Below are 24,534 nucleotides of genomic sequence, written 5' to 3'. Positions count from 1 at the left end.
CAGGCAACGGCGCCTTTCGAAGCGGTGCAGCCAAAGGGCTCCCGGCTGCAGCGAACGGGCCGACCGGCCGGAGCCCCAGCACGAGCGGCGTTACTACCTCCGCCCTCTCCTCCTCTGAGGCCGCTTCTTGCGGGACTGGACCTTCCGGACCGGACCTTCCGTGCGCTGGCGCTTCCGAGGCACCTCGGAGGAGGGATTGAGCGTGGCGTGGAGGAACACCGGCGCGTGATCGATCTTCCTGTCCACCCACTCCTTCAGCTGCGCCTCCGAGACGTCCTGGGTGAGGTGGTCCTCGAGCGCGGAGAAGTCGTCGCTCGGCGGCGGAATCGCCGTGGCGGAGTGGGTGTCGAACGCGGCATTGTCCAAAAGGAAGTGGTCCGCGGTCTGCCCCTTCTTCCTCCCGCCAGGGAAGCTGGTGGACTGCTCCGGAGCAGCGAGGTTCCAGTCCTCGCTCTGCTCCAGCTGCTTCCACTGTGTCTTCGCCCCGCGCTGGGCATACCAGTCACCCGAGGCCAGGGTGCTGTGCCCCAGCTCCTTGAGCACCTCGACGGACTCGCGGATGTCCTTCACCTGCTTGTTGATCGTCGTGATCGATGGCGAGGTGTGCACGTTCACGACGGACATGGGCTGGTACGGAATGTCCCTGCGCCGGAGGTTCTTGTGCGTCCGCGCGTACTGGGGATCCGGCTTGCCCGTGCTGGGGTCATCCTTGGATGGCGGGCGGAAGTTGTAGCCTCCCGTCGGAAGCTGGAACTCCCAGACCGTGGTGGGGCGGGGCTGCTGGCGCTGCTTGCCGAACTTCAGCGTCCCTGAGTACGACTCGATCCCCGAGTTGTCATCGCTCATCACCGACAGCCGCGGCGTCTGGTGGATCATCGAGGTGTCGTACAGGAAGGGATAGGACTCGTGGTACGGGCCCGACTCGTATGCAGGGCCGGGCAACATCGCGTACTCGGCCGTCCCGTGCTCCTGGAACACGCTGGAGCCGACGAGCCCCTGCTGGAAGGCGGTGGGATTGGTCACCTCCTGGAACGTGACGAACGTGGGATGGAGCTTGTCGACCGTCTCCGCCAGCGCACCGCTCTTCTTCTGCTTGACCGTGTCGTTGGAGGACTCGGCGTACTTCGCGACGTTCGAGGTGAGCGCGGTGAAGTCCGTGGTACCCATCCGCAGGCTCGCTCCCACGCGGTTCATCTCGCGCTCTTCCGCCGTCAGCTCCATCTCATCGTTGCTGTTCGAAGGCTCGAAGTCCTCGTCCTCCGAGTCCTCCGCCGGCAGATCGAGGTCCAGCCATGACTTCGGGGCGTCGCTCCCCTTCCGCTTCTTGGCCCGCTGCACCACCCCGGGCGTGGTGCCGTTGCCCAGCCGCGGAGCGCGAACGGGGATGCGGTTGAGGTCAGGCCCCGGACGGGCTGACGGCCCCAGGCTTCGCTCCCCCGGCGCCGGCTCCACTCCCGTGTGCTGGGGTGGTTCCTCGACAGCGCGGCGCTTCGCGGAGCTCGACTGGGACTTGGGGCTGATCGCCTGCTTGCGTGGCAATGGAGGGCACCTCCCACCGGGAAGACTACTACGCTGGGTTCCCTGTCCGCACGAGGGCCCCCTCTCAGAGCGCGACCGATTCGATGCCCAGCAGGAACTGATGCAGCAGCCCCTGGTCCCCATCGAAGCGGTGGGCGAGCTGGTACGAGAGGGAGACGGGCATGCGCGCATCCGAGTACCTCCCCCGTCCAGCACCTTCTGGGTGGAGGGCCGCGTGCGCTCCACGTGCCGCGCCTGGAGGTGCGTGCTGTACTCATCCACCAGCGCCCCGAGGCTCCTCACCCGAACCTGCACGCGGATGCTCGGGTACACGCCTCGCATGCTCGCGGAGCTGCACAGGGCCCAGGAGCTCGCGATTCCGTAGGCCTCACTCCACGTGCCGCCGAATCGCGCGAACCAACTTGGCAACCCCTCCTCGTGGGTTCCGGATTCCTACCCCTCGGGTAGGGTAGTTCCTTCCGGTAGGACCCGACTTTCCCCCGGCCTTGCTCCCCGCTACGGTGCCGCCCCGCAAGGTCCACACATGCCTCACGCCTCACGAAGCCACCGCCGAGCGCCTCCCTCCGGCGCTCCGATCGGCCACCGCTCCCCGAGCGCCCTCACGGCCATGCTGCTCGTCAGCCTGCTCGCGGTCGTGCCTCCCGCCGAGGCCCTGGCACCGGACAAGTCCCTGCTCCAGTTCCCCCACCGCGTCTGGCAGACCACCGACGGGCTGCCAGAGAACGCCATCGAGGCCCTGGCCCAGACGCCCGACGGCTACCTCTGGTCGGGCACCTGGGAAGGGCTGGTGCGCTTCGATGGGGCGCGCTTCACCGTCTTCGACTTCATCACCACCCCGGCGCTCCAGGGGCGCACCGTCCGCTGCCTCGCCACGGACGCCGCCGGCACCCTGTGGATCGGCACCGACGAGGGGCTCACCCGGATGAGCGGAGGCGCCTTCTCCGCCATCCCCGCGCCTCCCGGCGTCACGCTGCGCCACCTCCACTCCCTGCTCCCCACGAAGGATGGCTCGCTGTGGATCGCCACCTCGGGCCATGGGGTGCTGCGCTACTTCCAGGGCCGCTTCCAGGCGTGGACCGCCGACAGCGGGCTGGCCAGCAACCGCGTCACGGCGCTCGCCGAGGACTCGACGGGCAAGCTCTGGGTGGGCACCCCGAAGGGGCTCCAGTTCTGGGACGGCACCACCCTGCTCGCGGGGCCCGCGCTGGAGGGGACGGGCACCGCCGTCATGTCCCTCGTGGTGGACCACGAGGACACGCTCTGGGCCGGCTCCGAGGACGGCACCGTGTACCGGCTCCAGCAGGGGCGCATGCGGCCCGCGCCCGAGGCGAGCCTGCCCGGCGCTCCCATCGAGGAGCTCTTCGTGGACCGGCTCAACACCCTGTGGGTGGGGAGCACGGGCCGAGGCATGCTGCGCCTGGCCCGCGGCAGGCGCTTCACCCTGGATGCCAGCCAGGGCCTGGTGAGCAACACCGTCATCGCCTTCCTGGAGGACCTCGAGGGCAACCTGTGGATCGGCGCCTCCGAGGGCGGGCTGCACCGCCTCAAGGACGCTCCCTTCACCTCCGTGGGCGTGCCCGAGGGGCTGCCCCAGGTCGTCGTCAGCGCCCTGCTCGAGGCCCGCGACGGCAGCCTCTGGATCTCCGGCCTGGGCACCGGCGTCACCCGCTGGCACGAGGGGAAGATGAGCACGTGGACGACGCGCGAGGGGCTGCTCCACGACCGCGTCCGCTCCATCACCGAGGCCCCGGATGGCGGCATCTGGTTCGCCACCCAGACGGGCCTCAACCGCTGGGAGGGCGGGAAGATCACCACCTCGCTCGGCCGGGACCTGGGCCTGCCCTCGGGGCCGGTGCGCGTGGCGTACTTCCACTCGGACGGCACGCTCTGGGCCGGCACCCAGGAGGGCCTGGCGCGGTGGACCGGCGAGCGCTTCGAGCTGCTCACCCGCGCCCAGGGCCTGCCCGGCACCTCCATCACCCTGCTGACGAAGCGCCAGGCGGGCGGCTTCTGGGTGGGCACCTCCGAGGGGGGCCTGGCCTACATGCTCCAGGGGCGCCTGGTGCCCGTGGCCGCCGAGGGCCACCCCATGTTCAGCGAAGTCCAGGCGCTCTACGAGGCGCCCCAGGGCGTGCTGTGGATCGGCACCGACGAGGGGCTCTACCGGTGGAAGGACGGAGGCTTCCGGCGCTTCTCCCGCGCCGAGGGCCTCTTCAATGATCGCATCTTCGCCATCCTCCCCGACGGGCACGGCAACCTGTGGATGAGCTGCAACAAGGGCATCTTCCGCGTGTCCCTGGAGGAGCTGGAGGCGGTGAACGCCGGACAGCGCGTGCGCGTCACCTCCGAGCCCTACGGCATGGATGACGGCATGCGCGCCGAGGAGTGCAACGGCGTGGGCGCCCCCGCGGGCGTCGTCAGCCGCGACGGGCGGCTCTGGTTCCCCACCATCCGCGGCATCGTCTCCTATGCGCCGAACCGGCCCTGGCAGACGCAGGCGCTGCCCGAGCCGAAGGTGCTCTTCGAGGAGCTGCAGGTGGACTCGAAGCTCGTGCGGCTCTCCGACACGAGCGCCATCCCCGTGGGCGAGGGCCGGGTGGAGATCCACTACACCGCCACGAGCCTGCGCGCGCCCCAGCTGCTGCACTTCCGCTACCGGCTGGAGGGCGTGGACACGGACTGGGTGGAGGCGGGCACCCGGCGCGTGGCCTACTACACGCACCTGCCGCCCGGGCACTACCGGTTCCAGGTGAAGGTGTCCGCCCCGCATGACAGCCAGGCCGTCTCCGAGGGCACCCTGCGCTTCGCCCTGCGGCCCCGCTTCCACCAGACGTGGCTGTTCCGCGTGGCGAGCGGGCTGCTCGCCGCGCTGGCGGTGGCAGGCGTGGTGTGGCTGCGCATCCTCCGCGTGCGCCGGCGCGAGCGCCAGCTGCAGGCCCGCGTGGACGAGCGCACCGCGCAGCTGGCCACCGTCAACGCGGACCTGCAGGCCCGGCTCCAGGAGCTGCAGGCCACGCGCGAGCGGCTCATCCACGCCGAGAAGATGGCGGCGGTGGGCACGCTGGCCGCTGGCGTGGGGCATGAGATCAACAACCCCCTGGCCTACATCATCTCCAACATCCACTACGCCACGTCCGAGGTGCGCGAGGCCGCCCAGCGCGAGGGCCCCGACACGCGCTGGGGCGAGGTGGGGCAGGCGCTGGACGATGCGCTGCAGGGCGCCGATCGGGTGCGCCGCATCGTGCAGGACTTGAAGACGTTCTCCCGGATGCAGCCGGAGCGGCTGCGGCGGGTGGACCTGCATGCGGTGCTGGAGCTGGCGCTGTCCATCGCGGATGCGGAGATCCGCCACCGGGCCCGGGTGGTGAAGGACTACCACGGGTCGCTCGAGGTGCTGGGAGACGAGACGCGCCTGGGCCAGGTGTTCCTCAACCTGCTGGTGAACGCCGCCCAGGCCATCCCCGAGGGCCGGGCGGATCAGCACGAGATTCGCGTCAGCCTGCGCCGAAACGAGCGGGACCACATCGTGGCCACGGTGAGCGACACCGGCTCGGGCATTCCCCCCGAGGTGCTGCCCCGCATCTTCGAGCCCTTCTTCACCACCAAGCCGGTGGGCGTGGGCACCGGGCTGGGCCTGTCCATCTGCCACTCCTACATCCAGAACATGGGCGGGGAGATTCGCGTGCGCAGCGAGGTGGGAAAGGGCACCACCTTCGAGGTGGAGCTGCCTCCGGCCCCGAAGGATCCCTCCGGGGCGCACCCCGTCATCCCCGCCGCGGACCTGGCCGCCACGGCGCGCGGCCGGCTGATGATCATCGACGACGAGCCCCTGCTCATCTCCGCCCTGTCGCGCACGCTGGCGCCCGAGCACGAGGTGGTGTCCTTCACCAGCGCCCGGCAAGCCCTGGAGCGGCTGCGCGCGGGGGAGCGCTACGCGCTCATCCTGTGTGACTTGATGATGCCGGAGATGACGGGCATGGAGCTGCACGATGTGCTGCGCGAGGAGGCGCCCTCGCAGGCCGAGCGCATGGTGTTCCTCACCGGCGGCGCCTTCACCGAGGCGGCGCGGACGTTCCTGGACAGCACGCACCTGCCCTGGCTGGAGAAGCCCTTCGAGCCGGAGGCCCTGCGCGCCCGCGTCCGCGCCCTGCTCGCCGAGCGGGGCCACCCCACCTCGGTTCCCGCCGCCTGAGCAGGGCCGTGTGAACCGCTTCACGCTTCTTCATATGCAGTTCGGGTTGCGGCGCGGGCGGACGGGGTAAGTATTGGGGGCCATGCCCGCCCCCGTGCGCCTCCTCATCTTCTTCGGCATCCTCGCCTTGCTCTCCGTGCTGACGCACGTCTACCTGTACCGGCGCATCTTCCGGGACACCTCCGGCCACCCGGGCTGGCGCAAGGCGGGCGTGGTGACGCTGGGGGTGCTGGCCCTGCTCATGCTGGGCTCGCGGGCGCTGGCGTTCGTGCTGCCCGAGCGCCTCATGTTCGTCCTGGCCACCGTGGGGTGGACCTGGATGGGCGTGGCCATCTACCTCATCCTGGCCCTCTTCGTGGTGGGCAGCGCGCGCTCCCTCTTCAGCCTGGTGCGCAACCGGGGCGCCCCGCCCGCCCACGCTCCCGAGGCTCCCGCCCCGGCCGCTCCCACGCCCGCAGCGGCGCACACGCTCGCCTCCCCGGAGCGGCGCCAGTTCCTCGCGCGGGCCACCGCCAGCGGGGCCCTGCTCGCCACGGGCGGCATGGTGGGGTACGGCACCTGGCGCGCGTTCCACCCTCCCGTCGTCAACCGGGTGGCCGTCCGCCTGCCGGGGCTGCCCAAGGCGCTGGACGGCTTCACCCTGGTCCAGGTGAGCGACATCCACGTGGGCCCCGTCATCCAGCGCCGCTTCATGGACGCCATGGTGGCGCAGTGCAACGCGCTCAAGCCGGACCTGGTGTGCATCACCGGAGACCTGGTCGACGGCAGCGTGGACGAGCTGGGCCACGCGGTGAGCGCCCTGACGAACCTGCGCAGCCGGCATGGCTCCTACTTCGTCACCGGCAACCACGAGTACTACTCCGGAGACGAGGAGTGGACGCAGGCCCTGGAGCGCATGGGCATCCCCGTGCTGCGCAACCGGCACGTGCGCATCGGCGAGCCGAACGCCTCGTTTGATCTGGTGGGAGTGGATGACTGGGCCGCGGCTCGCTCCGGGTTCAGCCAAGGGTATGACTTGAAGCAGGCCCTGGTGGGGAGGGATCCGGAGCGCGCGGCGGTGCTCCTGGCGCACCAGCCGGCCAACTGGCGCGAAGCGTCAAAGGCGGGCATCGGCCTGCAGCTGTCCGGACACACGCACGGGGGCCAGTTCTTTCCATTCAACCTGGCCGTGGCCGCCATCTGGGAGTACGACGCTGGACACTTCGAGGAGAACGGGCGCCACCTGTATGTGAGCCGGGGCACGGGCTTCTGGGGGCCTCCGGTGCGCATCGCCGCCCCCCCGGAGATTGTCCATGTGACACTGCTCTCATGAGGTAGGTAGGATGGCCCTCACATGGGCAAGGAACCGGCGAAGCGGGAGATCAAACAGGAGCGCGCAGCACGCACCCGGGTCGAGATCCTCGAGGCGGCCATCACGCTGTTCGCCCGGCGCGGCTTCCTGGCGACGACGATGGCGGAGCTGGCCAAGGCCATCCGGATGACGCCCGGAGCGCTGTACTGGCACTTCCCCACCAAGGAGGATCTGCTGCTGGCGGCCATCGACGAGCTGCACCAGCGCTACCTCAACGAGTTCGTGGATCTGCTGTCCGAGCACCGCAAGCTGAGCGCGCGCGAGCAGCTGGTGTCGTTCATGAACCGCACCGGGCAGTTCCTGCGCTACCACCGCGAGTACGGCATCTTCTTCGGCATGGTGGCGGCCGAGTCCGCCGAGTCCAACGAGCGCGTGGCCGAGGCCCTCCGCGAGAAGCTGTCCGTCTACGTCCAGGTGCTGGCGGGCATCATCCGCTACGGGCAGAAGAAGCAGGAGTTCCGCGCGGACATCGATCCGGTGCAGACGGCGCACGGGATGATGGGCGCGTACATCGGCGTGCTGGTGCACCAGAACCTGTTCCGCGCCACGGTGACGTACGATCCGGTGCTGGCCGCGCTGGACACCCTGCTGGTCAACGGCTTCCGGCCGCCGAAGGAGTAGCGGCCCGCCAGGCCGAGCCGTGCTGGCTCGGCGGGTGACGGCGGGACTGCTCCCGGCGCCCCCTGTGACGGCTGGGAGCGCCGGGAGGTACGGCGGATGCCCGCTCAGGGCGTGTGGACGTTCTCGGCGCCCGGAGTGGAAGTCTTCGTGAACTTGAAGTCCGCCACGTTGTCGTTGGTGTCCGTGCCGTTGGGCTGGCGCGACAGCGAGCCGTCCGCTGCGTCCGCGAAGGAGCTCGCCGACGCCGCCCCCTCCTGGAGGTTGAACGTCGTCGTCGTGCCATTGAGGATCGCGTTGGACACCGCCCCCTCGTACGAGAGCGAGTCCACCAGGCTGTCCGTCCCCGTGTTGTAGATGGCCACCGCGTCCGGCGGGCCGTTCTGGATGAGATCTCTCGGCGCGCTGTCCTGGCTGTTGTCGAGCCGCAGCTCCTTCACGTTCGTGTTCGACACCGTGTCGAGCACCAGCGGGACACTCACGAGCAGGTACTGTCCCGGCGCCAGCTCGCCAGCGGCTCCGAGGTCCACGCGACGGTACTCCTTCAGCGACGTCGACGCGCCGTTGACGAAGACCAGCACCAGCCCGGAGAGCGGGAGCGTCTTGGAGGAGGTGTTGAGAATCTCCACGAACTCCGTCGAGTCCGGATTCACCGTCTGGTCGTAGTCCACCTCATTGATGACGAGGCCCGCCACCGAGACGATGATCTTCAGGTTGGAGGTGAGCGTCACGCCGTTCAGGTTGGCCGTCAGCGTCGCCGCCGTGACCGAGGGAGCCTCCGCGGCGGTGAAGGTGAACGTGGCCGACGTCGCGCCCGCGGGCACCGTGACGGATGCGGGCACCGAGCCCGCCCCCGTCTCCGGCGTGAGCGCGAGCGTCACGGCGGTGTTCCCCAAGGCCTGCCGATCCAGCGTCACCGTGAAGGTCTGCGTTCCGCCGGAGGGGATGGTGGGGGTGGCGGGCGTGAGGCTCGCCAGGCGAGGCAGCGTCGCCCCCACCTGCACCTGCGTGGAGAACTCCACGCCGTCCAGCATGGCCTTCACCATGCCGTTCACGTTCGGCTGGTTGCCCGCCGTGAAGGTGAAGGTGGCCGAGCTCTGCCCCGTGCGCACCACCACCACCGCCGGCACCGTGCCGTACGTGTCCCCCGCGGTGTCGGGCGTCGCCGACAGCTCCACGGGCGTATCGTACAGCGCCGCCGAGTCCAACGTGACGGTGAACGTCTGGGTGGCGTTCGGCTCCACCAGCACCGCCGTGCTGGGCGTGAGGCTCGCCAGCTTGGGAACCGCTGCGGCGATGCTCACCGTGGCGCTCGCGCTGCTGGCGGTCCCCAGCGCCGCCGTCACCGTGCCCTGCATGGCGGCCGGGGCCGCGTCCGCGGTGAAGCGGAACACGCCCTCCATGCTGTTGAGCGGGATGCTCAGCGAGGCGGGCGTGACGGTGCCGAAGCCCGCAGGCCCCGCCGTGATGTCCAGCGTGGTCCCCGCGGGAGCAGGGATGTCCAGCTGAACGGAGAAGCGTACCTGCCCGCCCGCCGTCGTCACGGCGGAGCTCGGCGTCAGCGCCACCACCGTGGGCTGCTCCATCTCGCCCAGCACGCGCACCGTCGTCGTCCGCGAGGAGTCATCCACCCGCGCCGTGAGGGTGACGCTGGCCGCCTGGGCCAGCGCCTGCAGGGGAACCACCGCCGAGGTCTGCCCGGCGGGGATGGTGACGGTGCCGTTGGTGCCCGCGCGCAGCGCGCCCGAGCTGGACTCGAGCGTCACCACCACATCCTCGAAGTAGGTGCCGCCCATCGTCACCGTGAGCGCCCTCGGGAAGGCATCCGTCCCCATCTGCCCCACGCGCACGTACTGGCCGGAGGGGCCGAACGCCGTGAGCGCCGGAGGCGGCGCCACGAAGTCCTGCGTCCCGCGCGGCTCCAGCTTGGAGTTGCCGTTGCGGAAGTCCAGCACGCCGCGCACCACGCGGAACTTCGTGCCCACCGCCGGCAGCGGCGAGGACAGGTAGAAGTAGTCATTCACCCGCAGACCCACCGTCTCCCCGTCCGTGCCCGCCGTGGTGTCCACGACGAACTCGTTGGTGGGCGCCCGGTCGCCCGCGCCCACCGTGGGCTCGTGCTTCGTCACGTAGACGTTGTTGAGCTCCACCAGCACGCCCTCCAGCGCCGCGGCGCGCGGGCCCGCGGTGCGCACATCCCCCGGGCTCACCGTCACCGGCACCGGCAGCGGGTGGCCGCTGGAGTTCTTCGTGATGGAGGCGTCCGTGAGCTCGATCTGCCCGAAGAAGTCCGCCACCGTCGCGGCGGTGATGGTGATGCGGTCTCCCGCCGCCACCGTGGGCTTGGAGCTGGTGAAGACGAACATGCCCGAGTAGTCCGGGCCCTGGTAGCGCGCGCCCTCGGAGGGGTGCGCCTGGATGAAGAAGCCGTTGGTGCCCACCGCCGTCACCAGCACGTCCGCCAGGGACACCGGCTCGTTCACCAGCAGGTGCGTGCCATTCACCGGCTTCTTCACGTCATAGATGCCCACCGGGCAGGGCCGAGCGCCCGGGTTGGCCGCGGCGCACGCGTCGCACGCGTTGCCGCGCCCGTCCGCATCCGCGTCCGCCTGGTCCGCGTTGGCCACGTACGGGCAGTTGTCCTGCCAGTCCTTGATGCCGTCCCCGTCCTCGTCCTCCGCCGGAGGCCGCACGCAGGTGGTGCTGTTGGCGGCCAGCGGGCACACGTCGCACGCGTCTCCCACGCCGTCCTTGTCCGTGTCCGCCTGGGCTCCGTTGTCCATGGGGCGGATGGGGTTGAAGAGGATGGGGCAGTTGTCCTCGCCGTCGGCCACGCCGTCGCCGTCCTTGTCGCTCTCGGCGCGCGCGCCGCTGTACGCCGTGGACTTGTTCACGCTGGCGGGGAACGAGGCGTTGGTGGAGTTACGCTGGGGCACGCAGGTCGGCTCGTCCCTGGGGGCCTGGCCGCAGAAGAAGAGCGGGTAGAGGTCCTTGTTGGTCGTGCTGAGCGCTGCGTACGTCTGCTTGATGTCGTCGTTGATGCACACCACCCTCTGCGCCCCGCACACGTCCAGGGACTCGCAGCCGCCCTGGCCCAGCGTGGCCACCAACGACTGATCTCCGTAGAGCGGCCGGCCCCCGCGCATGGTGAGCACCACGTCCTCCGGGTTGGCGGTGATGACGGCGCGGTAGGGCGAGGCGGCGAAGGTGCGCAGCCGGAAGATGGCCAGGTCCGCCACCTTGCCCGGCTCGAGCCGGCCCAGCTTCTCGTGCGTGTCGGTGATGTCCGCCGCGCTGGCCGTCACCATCCGCCACAGCTCCTCGTCCGTGAAGGAGCGCGAGTAGAAGGTGGAGTTCAGGTAGTCGGCGCACTGCAGCTCGCGCAGCACGTTCATGGAGCCAGAGGCCACCCAGTCGGTGCCCAGGGCGATGGTGACGCCCATCTGCTTGTACGCCGTCACCATGGCCGTGTCGCCGTACAACGAGACGTTGGAGCGCGGAGACCAGATGAGGTCCGTCCCCCGGGTGGCCATGTGGCCGATCTCCTCGGCCGTCACGGAGATGCCGTGGATGATGGCCGTCTGGCGCTGGAACAAGTCCTTGCCGCCGTTGGCGGTGGTGGAGGTGCAGCGGAACTCGTTGCGCGCGGACTCCTCGATGCCCTCGCCGATGTGGGGGAAGTAGGCGGAGTGGCGCGGAATGACGGAGGGAGAGTCGATGGCGGAGGCCGGGTAGTCGCAGCTGTTCGTCAGCTCCTTGCCCCCCGAGTCCCCCAGCGGGAACGTCTGGTACAGGAGCGCCGGCTCATCCAGCCCCGCCTGGTTGCCGCCGCTGGTGGTGACGCTGTCCTTGTCCAGGTTGCGCAGCAGGCCGGGCTGACCGCCGCTGCCCGCCACCGAGGTGGTGCCCGCCAGCACCTGCCGCAGCTCGCCCCAGAGGATGGGGTTGTTGCCGCTGGTGCTGGGGTTGGTCAGCTTCGTGTGGCCGTCGTTGCCCTCGCGCCAGTCGTGGCGGTGCTCGTAGCGCTCGGCCGTGCGCGGCTTGGGCGCGCCCTGGAAGGTGATGTGGTCGTGCGTGTTGATGAGGCCCGGGGAGATGACGCCCTGCGGGCAGGAGACGACGGTGGCCTCCGAGGCCCCCGTGGCGGTGGAGCAGTCACACGCCGAGCACTGGATGACGCCGTTGCCGTCCACCAGCACCTGGCCGCCGTTGAGCACCCCGCTGTCCTTGAGCACCACGCCCTGGAACAGCCGCGCGCCGTTGGTGCCCGGCCTCGTCACCTCGCAGGTGGCGCCGCTGCTCAGCGGCGGCAGGGTGGCGCACTGGGTGATGGGCCTGGGCGTGACGGTGCAGTCGTTCTCGCACCCGTCGCCACCCTGGCCATTGCCGTCGTCACACGCCTCGTCGATGTCGCGTACGCCGTTGCCGCACGCCTCTGTCGTCGTCTCCTCGGTGCAGGTGCTGCTACAGCCATCCCCCTCCGCGGTGTTGCCGTCGTCACATTGTTCCGAGCCCTCCTTCTGTCCGTCCCCACAGACGGACTTGTCGTCACCGGAGCAGCCGGTGAGAGCGAGGAGGCCCGTGGCGAGCACGGCCAGAAACAGGCGTGTTGCTTGACGCATGCGGATGTCCTGGGAAGAGCGAGGAAAAAGGCCTCCGTACCTGCCATGGCGCGGATGACCCGGTGCAACATTTCAGCGACACTTTACCCCGGACCATACCTGTGAGGGAAGCGAGCGGGGTTCACGCAGAGAGGACCTGGTGGGTCTCTCCGTGGCCCTCTGCCAGCCAAACCCCTGTTCGCACTATGGTTCGGCTCTCCCCATGACCACGCGTGCCTCCGCCGTCTCCCGCTTCCTCGAGAACCACATGCGCCGGGATGCCCAGGCGCGAGAGACGTCCGTGGCCGGCTACATGGCGGGGCTGGCCGCCGCCTGCCTGGTGGCGGTGGGGGCGCTCGGGCCATACCTGGGGTGGGGGCTGACGCGCGCGCTGCTGTCGCTGGTGGGGGTGCTGTGCGTCTACTACACCATCCTCTGGCGAGCCCTGCGCGCCGGGTGGTTCCACCCCGCCATCCACTGGCTCAACGTGGCCATCGAGGTGAGCATCCCCTCGGTGGTGCTGGCGTTCGACCTGCGCTTCCAGGGCCCGGCGTACGCGCTCACCGCGCCCACGCTCGTCATCTGGGGCACGCTGGTGGTGCTGGCGGCGCTGCGCACCCAGCCGCGGCTGGCGCTGGTGGCCGGGGCGCTGGCGGGCGGCGAGTACCTGCTGCTGTACTTCTTCTTCGTCCGGCCGCTGCTGCCCGAGCAGCCGCTGCTCACGCTCACCCCGCCCTTCATCATCATGCGCTCGGTGTTCCTGCTCAGCTCGGGGGTGGCCACGGCCATCCTCGCGCGGCACTTCCTGCGCAAGACGGAGCAGGCGCTGGCGGCGCTGCGCGAGCAGGAGGTGATGGGCAAGTACATGTTGCACGAGCGGATTGGCTCGGGCGGCATGGCCGAGGTGTACCGCGCCACGTACAGCCCGGAGGGTGGCTTCGAGAAGCAGGTGGCGCTCAAGCGGATCCTGCCCTCGTACGCGGACGACGCGGAGTTCGTCTCGCTGTTCCGCCGCGAGGCGGAGCTGTGCTCCACGCTGCACCACCCGAACATCGTCCAGGTGTTCGACCTGGGCCGGCACGGCAACACGTACTTCCTGGCGATGGAGTTCGTGGACGGGCTGCCGCTGAGCACGCTGCTGCGAGGGCTGGGCTGGCAGGGCATTCCGGTGAGCGCGGCGGCGTACCTGGGGGCGGAGCTGGCCTCGGCGCTGGACTACCTGCACCGGCGCACCGGGCGCACGGGCGAGCCGCTGCACCTGATCCACCGGGACGTGAACCCGCCCAACGTGCTGGTGTCGCGGATTGGCGAGGTGAAGCTGTCGGACTTCGGGATTGCGCGGGACACGGCGCGCGCGCAGCTCACCGTGGCAGGCAACGTGCGCGGCAAGCTGGGGTACATGGCGCCGGAGCAGGCCTACGGCAAGCCGATTGACGGGCGCATCGACCTGTACGCGCTGGGGCTCACGCTGCACGAGGCGCTCACGGGCCAGCGCGTGCTGCTGGGGCAGAACGAGGGCGAGCTGATGCACGCGGCGGTGACGCAGGAGATCCTCCCGCCGTCGGCGACGCGCCCGGACGTGCCGCCCGAGCTGGATGCGGTGGTGATGGGGCTGCTGGAGCGCAACGTGAGCAAGCGCACGGCCACGGGCGCCGAGGTGCGGCAGCAGCTGCTGGCGCTCACTGGAGAGGCGGCGCCCTATCCGCAGGGACAGGCGGCACTGGCGCGCGCGGCGCAGGAAGCCCTGGCCCACGTGCAGCAGGGCACCGAGCCGGTGTCGGGCTCGCGCTCCGGCCCGAGCGCCTCCGGGCAGATCCTCGTGCGCTCGGGGTGAGGCTCTGGCACGCCGTCAGGGCTCCGGGGCATGCTGGAGCCTCTCGACAGCCCGGAGACTCCCTTGCCCGCTCCCGTCGTTGGATTCGCCGACCTGCACTGCCACACGATGGCGCACCTCGGCTTCGGTGGGCACCTGCTCGCGGGCTTCCCGGATGGGAAGATGGAACAGGCGCTCGCCCGCTGCGACGTTCATCTCCACGGGCCCTGGGGTCTGGGTCAGTTCGGCAAGAACTGGTCCCTGCTCCAGGTCTTCATCGAGGACAGCCTCGGCCACGGGCCGTGTGGCCATGGCTCGTACGCCCACTGGCCCCGCTTCACCACCATGGTCCACCAGCAGGTGTTCGTGGACTGGCTCAAGCGCGCCCATGACGGAGGGCTGCGGCTGCTGTGCTCCGTGGCCGTCAACAACGAGCTGCTCGCGGACCAGACGCGCCACCCCGACACGGACGAGAGCTCCATCGAGAAGCAGATCCGCGAGCTGCGCCGCTTCACCGAGCGGCACTCGGAGTGGATGGGGCTCGCCCTCAGCGCCTCGCACGCCCGCCAGCTCATTCTGGCCGGCAAGCTCGCCGTCGTGGCCGGCGTGGAGGTGGACTCGCTGGACAGCATCCTCGGGGACCGCCAGGAGCTCAACCAGCAGCCCCTCACCGAGGCGCAGCTGCCTCGCATCCTCCAGTGGCTGAGGGACCAGGGCTTCCGGATGATGACGCCGCTGCACCTGGCCAACAACAGCTTCGGCGGCGCCGCCGTCTATGACGACAAGTTCAACCTGGTGAACCACTTCCTCCGAGGGGACTTCCTCCAGGTGGAAGGCAACACCAGCGTGGCCTTCCGGCTCGGGCAGGACCTGGACACGCAGACCAAGGCCTCCATCATGTTCTACGAGCTGACGCAGCGGGCCCACTACCCGCGCGGCTACTCGCTGAACGCTCCGGGCCAGGGCCACGTCAACCGGCTGGGACTCACGAACACGGGGAAGGCCTTCCTGCGCGCCGCCATGCGCCAGGGCTTCATCCTCGACGTGGAGCACATGTCCCAGCACTGCACCAACGAGGTGCTCTCCCTGGCCGAGCAGGCCCGCTACCCCGTCGTCGCCTCGCACTGCTCCTTCCGCGAGCAGGCCCTGGACCCCAATGAGACGAGCGTCAAGGCCAAGCGCGCCAACGAGTACATGAAGACGCGCGAGCAGGCGCGGCGCATCCTCGCGCTGGGCGGGCTGCTGGCCCCCATCACCAACCAGCACGAGGTGAAGGACTTCCCGGGCAGCACCGTGGCCAATGACTGCGCGCGCTCGTCCAAGACGTGGGCGCAGTCCTACCAGTACGCCCTCTCGCTGCTGCGCGAGGTGGGCGCTGGCGGCGTCGCGGTGGGCACCGACTTCAACGGACTCAACCAGCAACCCGGGCCGCGCTACGGTGCCGACGCCGCGTACGGGCTCAAGGACGACGAGCGCCGCCACAAGCGGCGTGCCGTCCAGAAGATGCTGCAGACCCAGAAGCCGCCCCTGAAGTACGAGGGGAACATGTATGGGACGAGCCTGCCCTTCGTGCCCTCGCGCGCCGGCTCCCGCGTGTTCGACTTCAACACCGAGGGGCTGGCCCACATCGGCATGCTGCCGGACTTCATTCGCGATCTCGTCCACGTGGGCATGACGGATGCGCAGATGAACCCGCTGTTCTCCTCGGCCGAGGCCTTCCTCCGCATGTGGGAGAACTGCGAGGCCCGAGGCCAGGCTCTCACCGCCGGCGAGCCGGTGAGCTGAGCCGTCCGGGCTCGGCGGAGGGGTAGACACATCCCAATGCGGGTGCTTTAGAAGCGCTCCCCGCTCGCCGCGGGCCTTCGGGAGCTCCCACCGTGGACGTCGCCGTCGTCACCTACGCTGCCCTGCCACAGCTCGACGAGAAGGAGGCACCGCTCCTTCCCGCGCTCGCGGCGCTGGGACTGGATGCGCGCCCTGTCGTCTGGGATGACCCGAGGATGGACTGGCGCACCACCAAGGTGGCGGTCATCCGCTCCACCTGGGACAGCCACCTGCGGCGCAATGCGTTCGTGGCCTGGGCCTCCAAGGTGGGCAAGCTCACCTGCCTCCACAACCCGCCTGAGGTGATTCGCTGGAACACCCACAAGGCGTACCTGCGCCGGCTCGAAGCCCAGGGCATTGCCTGCACCCCCACCGTCTGGGTCCCTCAGGGAGGCACCGTGGACCTCGCCGCGCTGATGCGCGAGCGCGACTGGGAGTCCGTGGTGCTCAAACCCGTGGTGTCTGCCGACGCGCTGAAGACGTACCGCTTCCCGCGCGCGGAGCTGGAGGCCGCTCAGTCGTGCCTCCAGACGCTGTCCGCCGCGGACGAGGTGATGGTGCAGCCCTACCTCACCGCCTTCGAGACGGAGGGCGAGCGCGCCTACATCTTCTTCGACGGAGCCTTCAGCCACGCCGTACGCAGGCCTCCGGGCATGAAGGACACTCCTCGCGGCTTCCAGCAGCCCCACCTCTTCGAGCCCATCTCCGAGGAGCTGCGCCTCTGCGAGCAGGTGCTCGCCGCCGTGGGGCAGCCCCTGCTCTATGCCCGCGTGGATGTGGCCACCGACAACGAGGGCCGCACCCGCCTGCAAGAGCTGGAGGCGACCGAGCCCGGCCTCTTCCTCAACCTGGACCCGGCCGCTCCAACCCGGCTCGCCCAGGCGATCGCTCGCAAGCTGTAGCGCTGTGAACTTCCCCATGCCCACATGCCGCAAGGTGGACGTCGGTGGGCCCTCCGCAGCCGAACTTCGCCCATTCGTTGACATCTGATCGCCGGAACACCTGCGACATCATGGGAGCCGGTGCTTACCATGGAGTCATGGCGCGCTCCCTGCTCCTCTCCCTTCTGGTCCGTCAGCATCTGGTGCTCAAAGAGAAGTTCCGGGCCCGTTACCCCCACCCCTGGCTCGTCTGGGAGGCCGGCGCGTGGAACGTACCGGAGACCGGACGCCAGAACGTCGCCGCCACCCAGATGCCGGTGTCGGACCTTCGCGACTGTCTGCCCGCCGGCGACGCGCTCTGCTTCGAGCTCGTGCCCATGGGTGACAACGACACCGTGCTGCCCCTGGGCCGTGCCTCGCACAACGCCTTCGTCATCAACGATGCCACCGTGTCGCGTGAGCACCTGGTCCTGCGCACCGGGCCGTACGGGCAGTGGATGGTGGAGGCCGTGCCCAAGTCGAGCCCCGTGAAGCTCGATGGCGTGGAGCTGGAGCCGGGCCGACCGACACCGCTCGTGCCCGGAGCGAGGCTCGAGCTGGGAGACGTGCGCCTCACCTTCCATGATCCGGCGGGCTTCTACGTCCGCCTGGACAGGCTCGCGGCCAGCCTCAGCCTCCAGGCTGGGGCCTCTCGAGCCATCTGAGCGGCTCCGTCACCCGCCCACAGCCGTTCGTGCACCGCGCCTCGCTGCTCTCGCCGAGGCGCACACCCTCTCCAGAACCCCCGACGTTTCCGAACAGGGCTCAGCGCGCGGGTAAGGAACCCAGCGTCGTCGGGCGCGGGTCGGACGAGGTGGCGGCGTAGACGATGCCTCCCGTCAGGAGCACCGCCGCCCCCGCTCCCGCCCACACCCACCACTTGCGCGTCAGCGACTCGCGCGGCGGCTCGGACGCCGGCACCCCCGGCACCGCCTCCGACGGCAGGGGCTTCCGCGTCCCCGAGAGCGACTGGGAGGTGCGCTGATCCACGGCCTTGCGCGAGGCCTCCTTCAGCGCGCTGTGCTCCCGCTGCTCGGAAGCCCTGGCGTGGATGGCCTCGGGACGATCCTTCTCCACTCCCTTCGCCTGCACCACCGGCTTCTGTCGCGCGGAGCGGCTCGCGGCCTGCTGCTTCGCCTTGGACTCCATCTCCGCGATCAGCTCCCTCACCATGGGCGCGTTGGCCGGCTCCTTCGCGGACAGGCTCAGGTAGCGCCGGTAGAAGTGAGCGGCCCGCTCGTAGGCGCCGAGCTGGCGGTGGCACTGGGCCACGTTGAAGAGGAACCCCGGCAGCGGGGCCAGCTGGTACGCCGCGTTGAAGGAGGCCAGCGCCTTGCGGAAGTCTCCCTGCTCGTAGGCGACGTTGCCGTCGTTGTACTTCACGCGCGCCTGCGCCTTGGCCTCGTCGGTGAGCTGCGCTCCTGCCGCGGGCAGCGGCGCGAGCAGCCCCCACAGCACGAGCAACAGCACGGACAGCCACCAGCGCTCACTGCGCGAACGGATCGATGAGGGCATCGCGCTTCACCTCCTTGCGCGGAGCCGCCTTCGCCGGCGCGGGCGGAGGCGGGGCCGGCTTCTCCTTGGCCAGGGGAACTTCGATGACGGCGTGCGAGTCCAGCCGCACCTGGCGCTCCAGGGGAACGTAGCCCGCAAGCTCCACGCGCAGCCCCAGCGCGGCATCCGCGCGCGGCAGCTCCTTCACCAGCGGCGTGACGCCGAGCGCCTCGCCCGTGTCCGCGCGAATGACACGCGCGCCCTCCGGGAAGGTCCGCACGGTGAGGGTGACGGGAGCGGGAGCCTCCACCGGCGCGGGAGCAGGAGACTCCAGCAGCTTCTCCATCCCGTGCCACGTGAGCGCGCCCGCCAGCATCGCGATGGCCATGCCGCCCACCAGCATCGGCAGGCGCGGGTTCAGCCACCACGCGTCCGGCCGCATCCGCGTGCGCCGGGTGGGAATCTCCTCGTCATCCACGGGCAGGGAGACGGCGGGCTTGCTGCCCAGCGTCAGCAGCGCCGTGGTGACTTCCTCGAGCCGCTGGGGCCGGGCCTCCGGCTCCTTGGCGAGGCAGCGCAGCACCAGCTCCGCCAGCGCGGGCGGCATCGGCTCTCCCGAGGCCAGCCGGTCAGGCAGCGGCGGAGGCGGCTGGGTGATGATCTGCACCACGAGCTGGCCGAAGGCGGGCGCCTGGAACGGCGGGTGCCCCGCCAGCATCTCGTACAGCAGGTTGCCCACCGCGTAGATGTCCGCGCGCTGATCCACCGGCAGCCCGGCGGCCTGCTCGGGCGCCATGTACGTGGGCGTTCCGATGATGGTGCCGTCCAGCGTGTTGCCCGTCCCCTCGGAGGTGAGAATCTTCGCCACCCCGAAGTCGAGCACCTTCACGAAGTCCATCTGGCCACCGCGGTGGACCAGGAAGAGGTTGTCGGGCTTGACGTCCCGGTGCACCACGCCCACCGCGTGGGCCGCGCCGAGCGCCGCGCACACCTGCACGCCGATGCGCTGGATGCGCTCGAGCGACAGCTTCTCCTCCTTCAGCAGCGAGGCGAGGCTCTGCCCGCGCAACAGCTCCATCACGCAGTAGACCTGGCCCCGCTGTGGCTCCTCGACGAAGTCGAAGATCTCCACGATGTGCTCGTGGTTGATCTGGTTGACGGAGCGCGCCTCCTGGAAGAAGCGGCGGACGAAGCTGACATCCTGCGCGTGCTGGGGGCGGAGCACCTTGAGGGCCACCTGCCGCCCCAGGCGCACGTGGCGAGCCTGGAAGACACGACCCATGGAGCCTTCGCCCAGGAGTCGCTCGAGCTGGTAGTTGCCCAGGACATCTCCATCCTGGGCTTCCTGAACGCTCCGCATCGCGTCACCTGGGGAGGCCACACTCGACAGCACGGTCTGTGCGATAAGGTCGTCGCCACCCATGGGAGGGAAAGCTTTTCACGGGGTGGCGATCCAGCAACCCGATCAGCTCCCACTTTCTCCACTGCGGAGAGTTCTGACTTTCCTCTCCGTCGGACAGCCGACACCTACATGCACTACCAGGCGGACATGATCCCGAGGTTCAACACCCGGGAGAAGCCCGCCTCGCGCAGCATGGAGGTGGCACGCGTACTGCGCACCCCACTTGCGCAGTAGACGACGACGGGGCGCCCCTTGTCGCCCAACGTCCCAACCTGTGCGGCAAGCTGGGAGACGGGGACGTTCACCGCGCCGGGCAGGTGTCCGGCAGCGAACTCCTGAGCGGAGCGGACATCCAGCAGCAGCGCGCCCTCCTGCGCCACCCACCGCCGCGCCTCTCCCGCCCGGGAGCGGAAGAGGAGCTGGCTGGCGAGGAGCACGGCCCCCAGGAGGGCAAGCAGGGCCAGGAAGAGCTTCATGGCGCCCAAGGGCTCACTGGCAGGTGCTGTTGGTGCACGTGCGGTTTCCACCGCAGGCCACGCCGTTGCAGTCCGGGTCCGCGCAGTTCAGCAGGCCATCCCCGTCGTTATCGAGGGTGTCGGCGCATTGGGTCTCCTTCTTCACGCCGCTTACGCAAGTGCAGCCCGGACCGCAGGTGGAGCAGTCCATCGTGTCCGCGCAGTCCACCAGCCCATCCCCGTCGTTATCGAGGGTGTCGGCGCAGTTGATCTCCGCACAGGCCGAGTTGGTGCATCTGGCTCCGCCGCCGACGGCACACACCTCCCCGTTGCAGTCCGAGTCCTGGCAGTCCGTCCTCGGGGTGGCCATGGTCCCGTCACCGTCATTGTCCAGCTTGTCCGAGCACACCACTTCCTTCTTGGTGTTGACGGCCACGCACAGGCAGCCCACGCCGCAGGGCTTGGAGACGCAGTCATTGTCCTGGCAGTCCGTCTTCGGGGCGGCCATGGTCCCGTCACCGTCGTTGTCCAGGTTGTCGTCGCACAGGTCCTCGGCCTTCACATTGTTCCGGCAGAAGCACCCTTCGCCGCACGACTTCTCGTTGCAGTCCGAGTCCGCGCAGTCCGTCTGGGCGTCCCCGTCATCATTGACGGTGTTGATGCAGTCGGCCTCGCCTCGCGTGAGGTTCAGGCACTGGCAGCCGGGGCCACAGGAGCGCGAGTCGCAGTCCGGATCCAGGCAGTCGATGAGGCCGTCTCCTTCGTCATCCGCCTGGTTGTTGCAGTCCGTCTCCGCCTTCTTGCGCGCAATGCAGGTGCAGCCGGGGCCACACGGCAGGCTGTTGCAGTCCGTGTCCACGCAGTCGATGTCCCCGTCCGTGTCGTCATCCTGCGTGTTGTCGCATGCCACCTCCCTGCGCCGCGCGCACTGGCCGCTCACGCAGTCCTCGAGCGTGCCGCAGGCCTGATCGCAGCGGCCGCACGTCTCCCGGCTCGTCTGGAAGTCGAAGCCCTCGTCCACGGTGCCGTCGCAGTCGTCATCCCTGCCGTTGCACAGCTCGGTGGAGGGGAGCACCTCGCCCAGGCAGCGGATGTTGCCCTCTCCGCACACGGGCTTGCCCGGGCGGCACGAGCCCACGTTGAGCGTCTCCTGGCTGCCCGTGTAGCAGCTCTCCCCCGTCAGATCGTCCACCTGGCCGTTGCAGTCGTCGTCGAGCTTGTTGCACTGCTCGGCCTCGGGCAGGCAGCAGTAACGCCGCGTGTCCGGCAGGGCGGTACAGAGGTAGCCCTTGCCGCCACAGTCCGCGTCCGTCTCGCAGGTGTAGGGCAGCTCGTCCGGGAAGTCGACGACGCAGCCCGAGGCGGCCCCGAAGAGGACGCTACACAGCAGCAAGCTCAAGGAGAGATAAAGCGCCTTCATGTTCAGAAGCTCCCGCCAAACAAGAGATGGAGTGCGGTGGAGGAGGTAGTCCCCCCGCTGGCTGCTCCGGGGGCCACGCTCGGCGCCGCCTTCGGGGCCTCACTCCGCGTGGGCATGATGACGAGCCACAGCACGCTGCCGCCCACCACCGCGGCGCCTCCCGTCAGCAGCGCCGTGGAGAGGTTGGCCTGGTTCTGGCCGTCAATGCGCTCCTTGCGGGTGATGTCCGAGATGCCGTTGCCATCCCCATCCGGAGCCCGGTCCGCGATGTTCTTGGCCTGCATGCCGACCACCACGCCCGCGCCCATGGCGAGCGCCCCCACCACCGCCGTGTACAGCGCCGGCCGGCTGAACACCGCCGGCATCGAGGACTCCTTGCGCGTCTCCAGCGCCTCCGCCGCCACCTCCGAGGGGCCGTCCGCCGACGTGCCCGTCAGCTCCAGGTACACCGCCACCTCGGTCTTCTCTCCCGACTTGAGGGTGACGGGCTTGTTGTACGAGGTGAAGCCGTCCGCCTCGACGATGAGCTCGGGCTCGCCCGGCGCCACGTTCCGCTCCAGGCTGCCCACGCCCAGCGTCTTCTCTCCCAGGCGCACCACCGCCTGCGGCACGTTCACCTTCACCGCCAGGGTGGCTCGCTGCCGGGCCAGCCTCGGCAGCCGCTGCTCCAGCAGCTCCGCGGCGGCCTTCTGGAACTTCGCGTCCTTCGGGTTGCGGCCCGTCACGAAGTCCATCTCCACCCGGTTGCGGTCGCGATCGAAGATCCACAGGCGGAAGGTCCACCCCTCGTCCTCGAGCGCCAGGCGCGAGGTGACGAGCAGGTCCGCATCGAGCGTCTCCGCGGGCTCCGCCATGCACGCGGACTCCGCGCACTGCAGCGCCGCCGTGTAGCCATCGCCCAGCTTCTCGCGCACCTCCTTGAGCGGCGAGCTCAGCACCCACTTCTCGTTGCTCCGAGCGGAGACGTAGAGCCCCTTCAGCCAGCGGGAGGCCACCGCCGCACCGGCTCGCTCCGGCGTGTCCAGCCCGAGGATGACCACACGCGGCAGCAGGTCCGAGTTGGCCACCTCGCCACTCAGGTCCAGGCCGATGGAGCCGGGCTGCTCGTCTCCCCCAGCGGGGGCCTCCTGATTCTCATCGGAACCGGAGAGATCCAACCCCATGCCACCCTCCTCCTGCTGGGCTCCGGCGGACGGGGCGAGCAGCATGAGCGAGAGCGTGAGCAGGCCGGTAAGCGGAAGGCCAAAGGTACGCATGGCCCCGTTCTACCCCGCCGCCCTGCGACAAGGAATTACCCAGAGAACAGATCATGCGCCTGGCGAGGCAAGCAGCCGCCTCCGGCCCCCGGCCTCGGCCCTGTCACAGGCCCGCCCGGCTGTCCTTGCCTACATCCGAAACCGCTGGACCCGGGCCCTCAGCGGTTGCAGGGCCCGCTCGACACATCGTCCACCACGCCGTCGCAGTCGTCATCGACGCCGTTGCACGTCTCGTCCGCGGGCAGGCAGCAGTAGCGGCGCGCATCCGGCAGCACCGTGCAGACGTAGCCGTCCCCGCCGCAGTCGTCCGCCGTCTCGCAGCCATAGGGCAGCTCGTCCGGCAGGTCCCCGACACAGCCCAGGGCGGCACCCGCCAGAGCGCACCACAGGGAAAGGTAGAGCGCCTTCATGGTCAGAAGCTCCCGCCCAGGAGGAGGTGGAACGCGGTGGAGGAGGTGGTGCCGCTGGCCGCGCCCGGCGCCGCCTTCGGGGCCTCGGTCCGGGTGGGCATGAGCACCAGCCACAGCACGCTGCCGCCAGCCACCGCGGCGCCTCCCGCCAGCAGCGCCGTGGAGAGGTTGGCCTGGCCCTTCAAGTCGATGCGCTCCTGACGGGTGATGTTGGCAACGCCGTCACCATCCGTGTCCTGGGCCCGGTCCGCGACCTTCCTGGCCTGCATGCCCATCACCACGCCCGCGCCCATGGCGAGCGCCCCCACCACCGCCGTGTACAGCGCCGGCCGCTTGAGGATGGCGGGAGCCGGAGCCCCCTGCTTCTTCTGCGTCGCCTCCGCCGCCACCTCCGAGGGAGCATCCTGCGACGGGCCCGCCAGCTGCAGCAGCACCTCCACGGAGCTCTTCTCCCCCGGCTTGAGGGCCACGGGCTTGTTGTACGAGGTGAAGCCGTCCGCCTCGACGATGAGGGCAGCCTCGACCGGCGGCACGTTCCGCTCCAGGTTGCCTACCCCCAGCGTCTTGTCCCCCAGGCGAACCACCGCCTGCGGCACATTCACCTTCACCGCGAGGATGGCCCGGGGCTTCGCCAGCCCCTGGAGCCGCTGGGCCAGCAGGTCCGCGGCGGCCTTCTGGAACTTCACGTCGCGTGGATTGCGGCCCGACACGGAGTCCGTCTCCACCCGGTTGCGGTCACGGTTGTAGGTCCACAGGCGAAAGGTCCACCCGTCGTCCTCCAGCGCCAGGCGCGAGGTGACGACGAGGTCCGCATCGAGCGTCTCCGCGGACTCGGCCATGCACGAGGCCTCCGTGCAGCGCAGCGTCGCGGCGTAGCCGCTCCCCAGCTTCGAGCGCACCTCCTTGAGCGCGGACCCCAGCACCCACTTGTCGTTGCTCCGAGCCGCGGCGTAGAGCCCCTTCAGCCAGCGGGAGGCCACCGCCGCACCGGCTCGCTCCGGCGTGTCCAGCCCGAGCAGCGCCACGCGGGGCCTCAGCCCGGGATTGGAGACGTCTCCACTCAGGTCCAGACCAATGGAGCCGGGCTGCTCATCTCCCCCGGCGGGAGCCTCCTGATTTTCATCGGAGGAGAGATCCAAGCCCATTCCACCCTGATCCTGCTGGGCCCCGACAGCGGGGGCACCCAGCACGAGCCAGAGCGTCAGCAAACTGGTGAGAGGGAGACCAGAGCGGCGCATG

At 69.9% G+C, this 24,534-nt stretch carries 16 protein-coding genes; 7 read left to right on the top strand and 9 right to left on the bottom strand.

The window, feature by feature from the left end:
- Positions 1 to 93 precede the first annotated feature (93 nt).
- Complete coding sequence (locus tag KY572_RS13380; protein ID WP_224242981.1) at positions 94 to 1,539, bottom strand: hypothetical protein; 1,446 nt, start codon at positions 1,537 to 1,539, stop codon at positions 94 to 96.
- 607 nt (positions 1,540 to 2,146) lie between these two features.
- Between KY572_RS13380 and KY572_RS13375 the strand changes: the two genes are divergently transcribed.
- The 3 genes from KY572_RS13375 to KY572_RS13365 all read left to right on the top strand — a co-directional run bounded on the left by KY572_RS13375 (position 2,147) and on the right by KY572_RS13365 (position 7,703).
- The gene (locus KY572_RS13375) at positions 2,147 to 5,731 is read left to right on the top strand and encodes a two-component regulator propeller domain-containing protein (protein ID WP_224242980.1); all 3,585 of its coding nucleotides are present in this window, start codon (positions 2,147 to 2,149) and stop codon (positions 5,729 to 5,731) included.
- 82 nt (positions 5,732 to 5,813) lie between these two features.
- Positions 5,814 to 7,043, top strand: coding sequence for a metallophosphoesterase (locus KY572_RS13370; protein ID WP_224242979.1), 1,230 nt, complete (start codon positions 5,814 to 5,816; stop codon positions 7,041 to 7,043).
- Positions 7,044 to 7,064: 21 nt separating this feature from the next.
- Entirely contained in the window at positions 7,065 to 7,703 is a 639-nt protein-coding gene (locus KY572_RS13365) for a TetR/AcrR family transcriptional regulator (RefSeq protein WP_224242978.1), read from the top strand.
- A 104-nt stretch (positions 7,704 to 7,807) separates the two neighbouring features.
- Here the strand turns inward: KY572_RS13365 and KY572_RS13360 are convergent, their stop codons facing one another.
- Positions 7,808 to 12,322, bottom strand: a complete 4,515-nt coding sequence (locus tag KY572_RS13360; protein WP_224242977.1) for an amidohydrolase family protein — start codon at positions 12,320 to 12,322, stop codon at positions 7,808 to 7,810.
- Positions 12,323 to 12,524: 202 nt separating this feature from the next.
- Here KY572_RS13360 and KY572_RS47145 point away from each other — a divergent pair, with 202 nt between their 5' ends.
- From KY572_RS47145 to KY572_RS13340, 4 genes are all read left to right on the top strand, one after another.
- Positions 12,525 to 14,135: a serine/threonine-protein kinase gene (locus KY572_RS47145; RefSeq protein ID WP_263451652.1), complete on the top strand. Its 1,611-nt coding sequence runs from the start codon at positions 12,525 to 12,527 to the stop codon at positions 14,133 to 14,135.
- Positions 14,136 to 14,198: 63 nt separating this feature from the next.
- Positions 14,199 to 15,899: a membrane dipeptidase gene (locus KY572_RS13350; protein ID WP_224242976.1), complete on the top strand. Its 1,701-nt coding sequence runs from the start codon at positions 14,199 to 14,201 to the stop codon at positions 15,897 to 15,899.
- Between the two features lie 92 nt (positions 15,900 to 15,991).
- A complete protein-coding gene (locus tag KY572_RS13345) occupies positions 15,992 to 16,840 on the top strand; it encodes an ATP-grasp domain-containing protein (RefSeq protein WP_224242975.1) in 849 nt (282 codons plus the stop codon).
- Positions 16,841 to 16,977: 137 nt separating this feature from the next.
- A complete protein-coding gene (locus KY572_RS13340) occupies positions 16,978 to 17,523 on the top strand; it encodes an FHA domain-containing protein (RefSeq protein ID WP_224242974.1) in 546 nt (181 codons plus the stop codon).
- A 100-nt stretch (positions 17,524 to 17,623) separates the two neighbouring features.
- On the opposite strand, the gene KY572_RS13335 is transcribed toward KY572_RS13340, so the two are convergent.
- From KY572_RS13335 to KY572_RS13305, 7 genes are all read right to left on the bottom strand, one after another.
- Complete coding sequence (locus tag KY572_RS13335) at positions 17,624 to 18,373, bottom strand: tetratricopeptide repeat protein (RefSeq protein ID WP_224242973.1); 750 nt, start codon at positions 18,371 to 18,373, stop codon at positions 17,624 to 17,626.
- Positions 18,345 to 19,775, bottom strand: a complete 1,431-nt coding sequence (locus KY572_RS13330) for a serine/threonine-protein kinase (protein ID WP_224242972.1) — start codon at positions 19,773 to 19,775, stop codon at positions 18,345 to 18,347. The genes KY572_RS13335 and KY572_RS13330 overlap by 29 nt, the downstream gene beginning before the upstream one ends.
- A 113-nt stretch (positions 19,776 to 19,888) precedes the next feature.
- Positions 19,889 to 20,230, bottom strand: coding sequence for a rhodanese-like domain-containing protein (locus KY572_RS13325; RefSeq protein ID WP_224242971.1), 342 nt, complete (start codon positions 20,228 to 20,230; stop codon positions 19,889 to 19,891).
- 13 nt (positions 20,231 to 20,243) lie between these two features.
- The gene (locus KY572_RS13320) at positions 20,244 to 21,629 is read right to left on the bottom strand and encodes a hypothetical protein (RefSeq protein ID WP_224242970.1); all 1,386 of its coding nucleotides are present in this window, start codon (positions 21,627 to 21,629) and stop codon (positions 20,244 to 20,246) included.
- 2 nt (positions 21,630 to 21,631) lie between these two features.
- Entirely contained in the window at positions 21,632 to 22,885 is a 1,254-nt protein-coding gene (locus tag KY572_RS13315) for a PEGA domain-containing protein (RefSeq protein WP_224242969.1), read from the bottom strand.
- Between the two features lie 158 nt (positions 22,886 to 23,043).
- Positions 23,044 to 23,295: a hypothetical protein gene (locus tag KY572_RS13310; protein WP_224242968.1), complete on the bottom strand. Its 252-nt coding sequence runs from the start codon at positions 23,293 to 23,295 to the stop codon at positions 23,044 to 23,046.
- A gap of 2 nt (positions 23,296 to 23,297) precedes the next feature.
- Positions 23,298 to 24,440, bottom strand: coding sequence for a hypothetical protein (locus tag KY572_RS13305; RefSeq protein WP_224242967.1), 1,143 nt, complete (start codon positions 24,438 to 24,440; stop codon positions 23,298 to 23,300).
- Positions 24,441 to 24,534 lie beyond the last annotated feature (94 nt).

Source organism: Hyalangium gracile, assembly GCF_020103725.1.
Lineage (GTDB): Bacteria > Myxococcota > Myxococcia > Myxococcales > Myxococcaceae > Hyalangium > Hyalangium gracile.
Note: the sequence above shows the minus strand (reverse complement) of the source record. Positions and strands in the feature narration are given on the sequence as shown.

Bases quoted from the DNA above. Each gene is read 5' to 3' on its own strand.
- KY572_RS13365 (WP_224242978.1), top strand. From the start codon at position 7,065: ATGGGCAAGGAACCGGCGAAGCGGGAGATCAAACAGGAGCGCGCAGCA.
- KY572_RS13315 (WP_224242969.1), bottom strand. From the start codon at position 22,885: ATGCGTACCTTTGGCCTTCCGCTTACCGGCCTGCTCACGCTCTCGCTC.
- KY572_RS13360 (WP_224242977.1), bottom strand. From the start codon at position 12,322: ATGCGTCAAGCAACACGCCTGTTTCTGGCCGTGCTCGCCACGGGCCTC.
- KY572_RS13320 (WP_224242970.1), bottom strand. From the start codon at position 21,629: ATGAAGGCGCTTTATCTCTCCTTGAGCTTGCTGCTGTGTAGCGTCCTC.
- KY572_RS13305 (WP_224242967.1), bottom strand. From the start codon at position 24,440: ATGGGCTTGGATCTCTCCTCCGATGAAAATCAGGAGGCTCCCGCCGGG.
- KY572_RS13375 (WP_224242980.1), top strand. From the start codon at position 2,147: ATGCTGCTCGTCAGCCTGCTCGCGGTCGTGCCTCCCGCCGAGGCCCTG.
- KY572_RS13325 (WP_224242971.1), bottom strand. From the start codon at position 20,230: ATGAAGCTCTTCCTGGCCCTGCTTGCCCTCCTGGGGGCCGTGCTCCTC.
- KY572_RS13335 (WP_224242973.1), bottom strand. From the start codon at position 18,373: ATGCCCTCATCGATCCGTTCGCGCAGTGAGCGCTGGTGGCTGTCCGTG.
- KY572_RS13330 (WP_224242972.1), bottom strand. From the start codon at position 19,775: ATGGGTGGCGACGACCTTATCGCACAGACCGTGCTGTCGAGTGTGGCC.
- KY572_RS13340 (WP_224242974.1), top strand. From the start codon at position 16,978: ATGGCGCGCTCCCTGCTCCTCTCCCTTCTGGTCCGTCAGCATCTGGTG.
- KY572_RS47145 (WP_263451652.1), top strand. From the start codon at position 12,525: ATGACCACGCGTGCCTCCGCCGTCTCCCGCTTCCTCGAGAACCACATG.
- KY572_RS13310 (WP_224242968.1), bottom strand. From the start codon at position 23,295: ATGAAGGCGCTCTACCTTTCCCTGTGGTGCGCTCTGGCGGGTGCCGCC.
- KY572_RS13370 (WP_224242979.1), top strand. From the start codon at position 5,814: ATGCCCGCCCCCGTGCGCCTCCTCATCTTCTTCGGCATCCTCGCCTTG.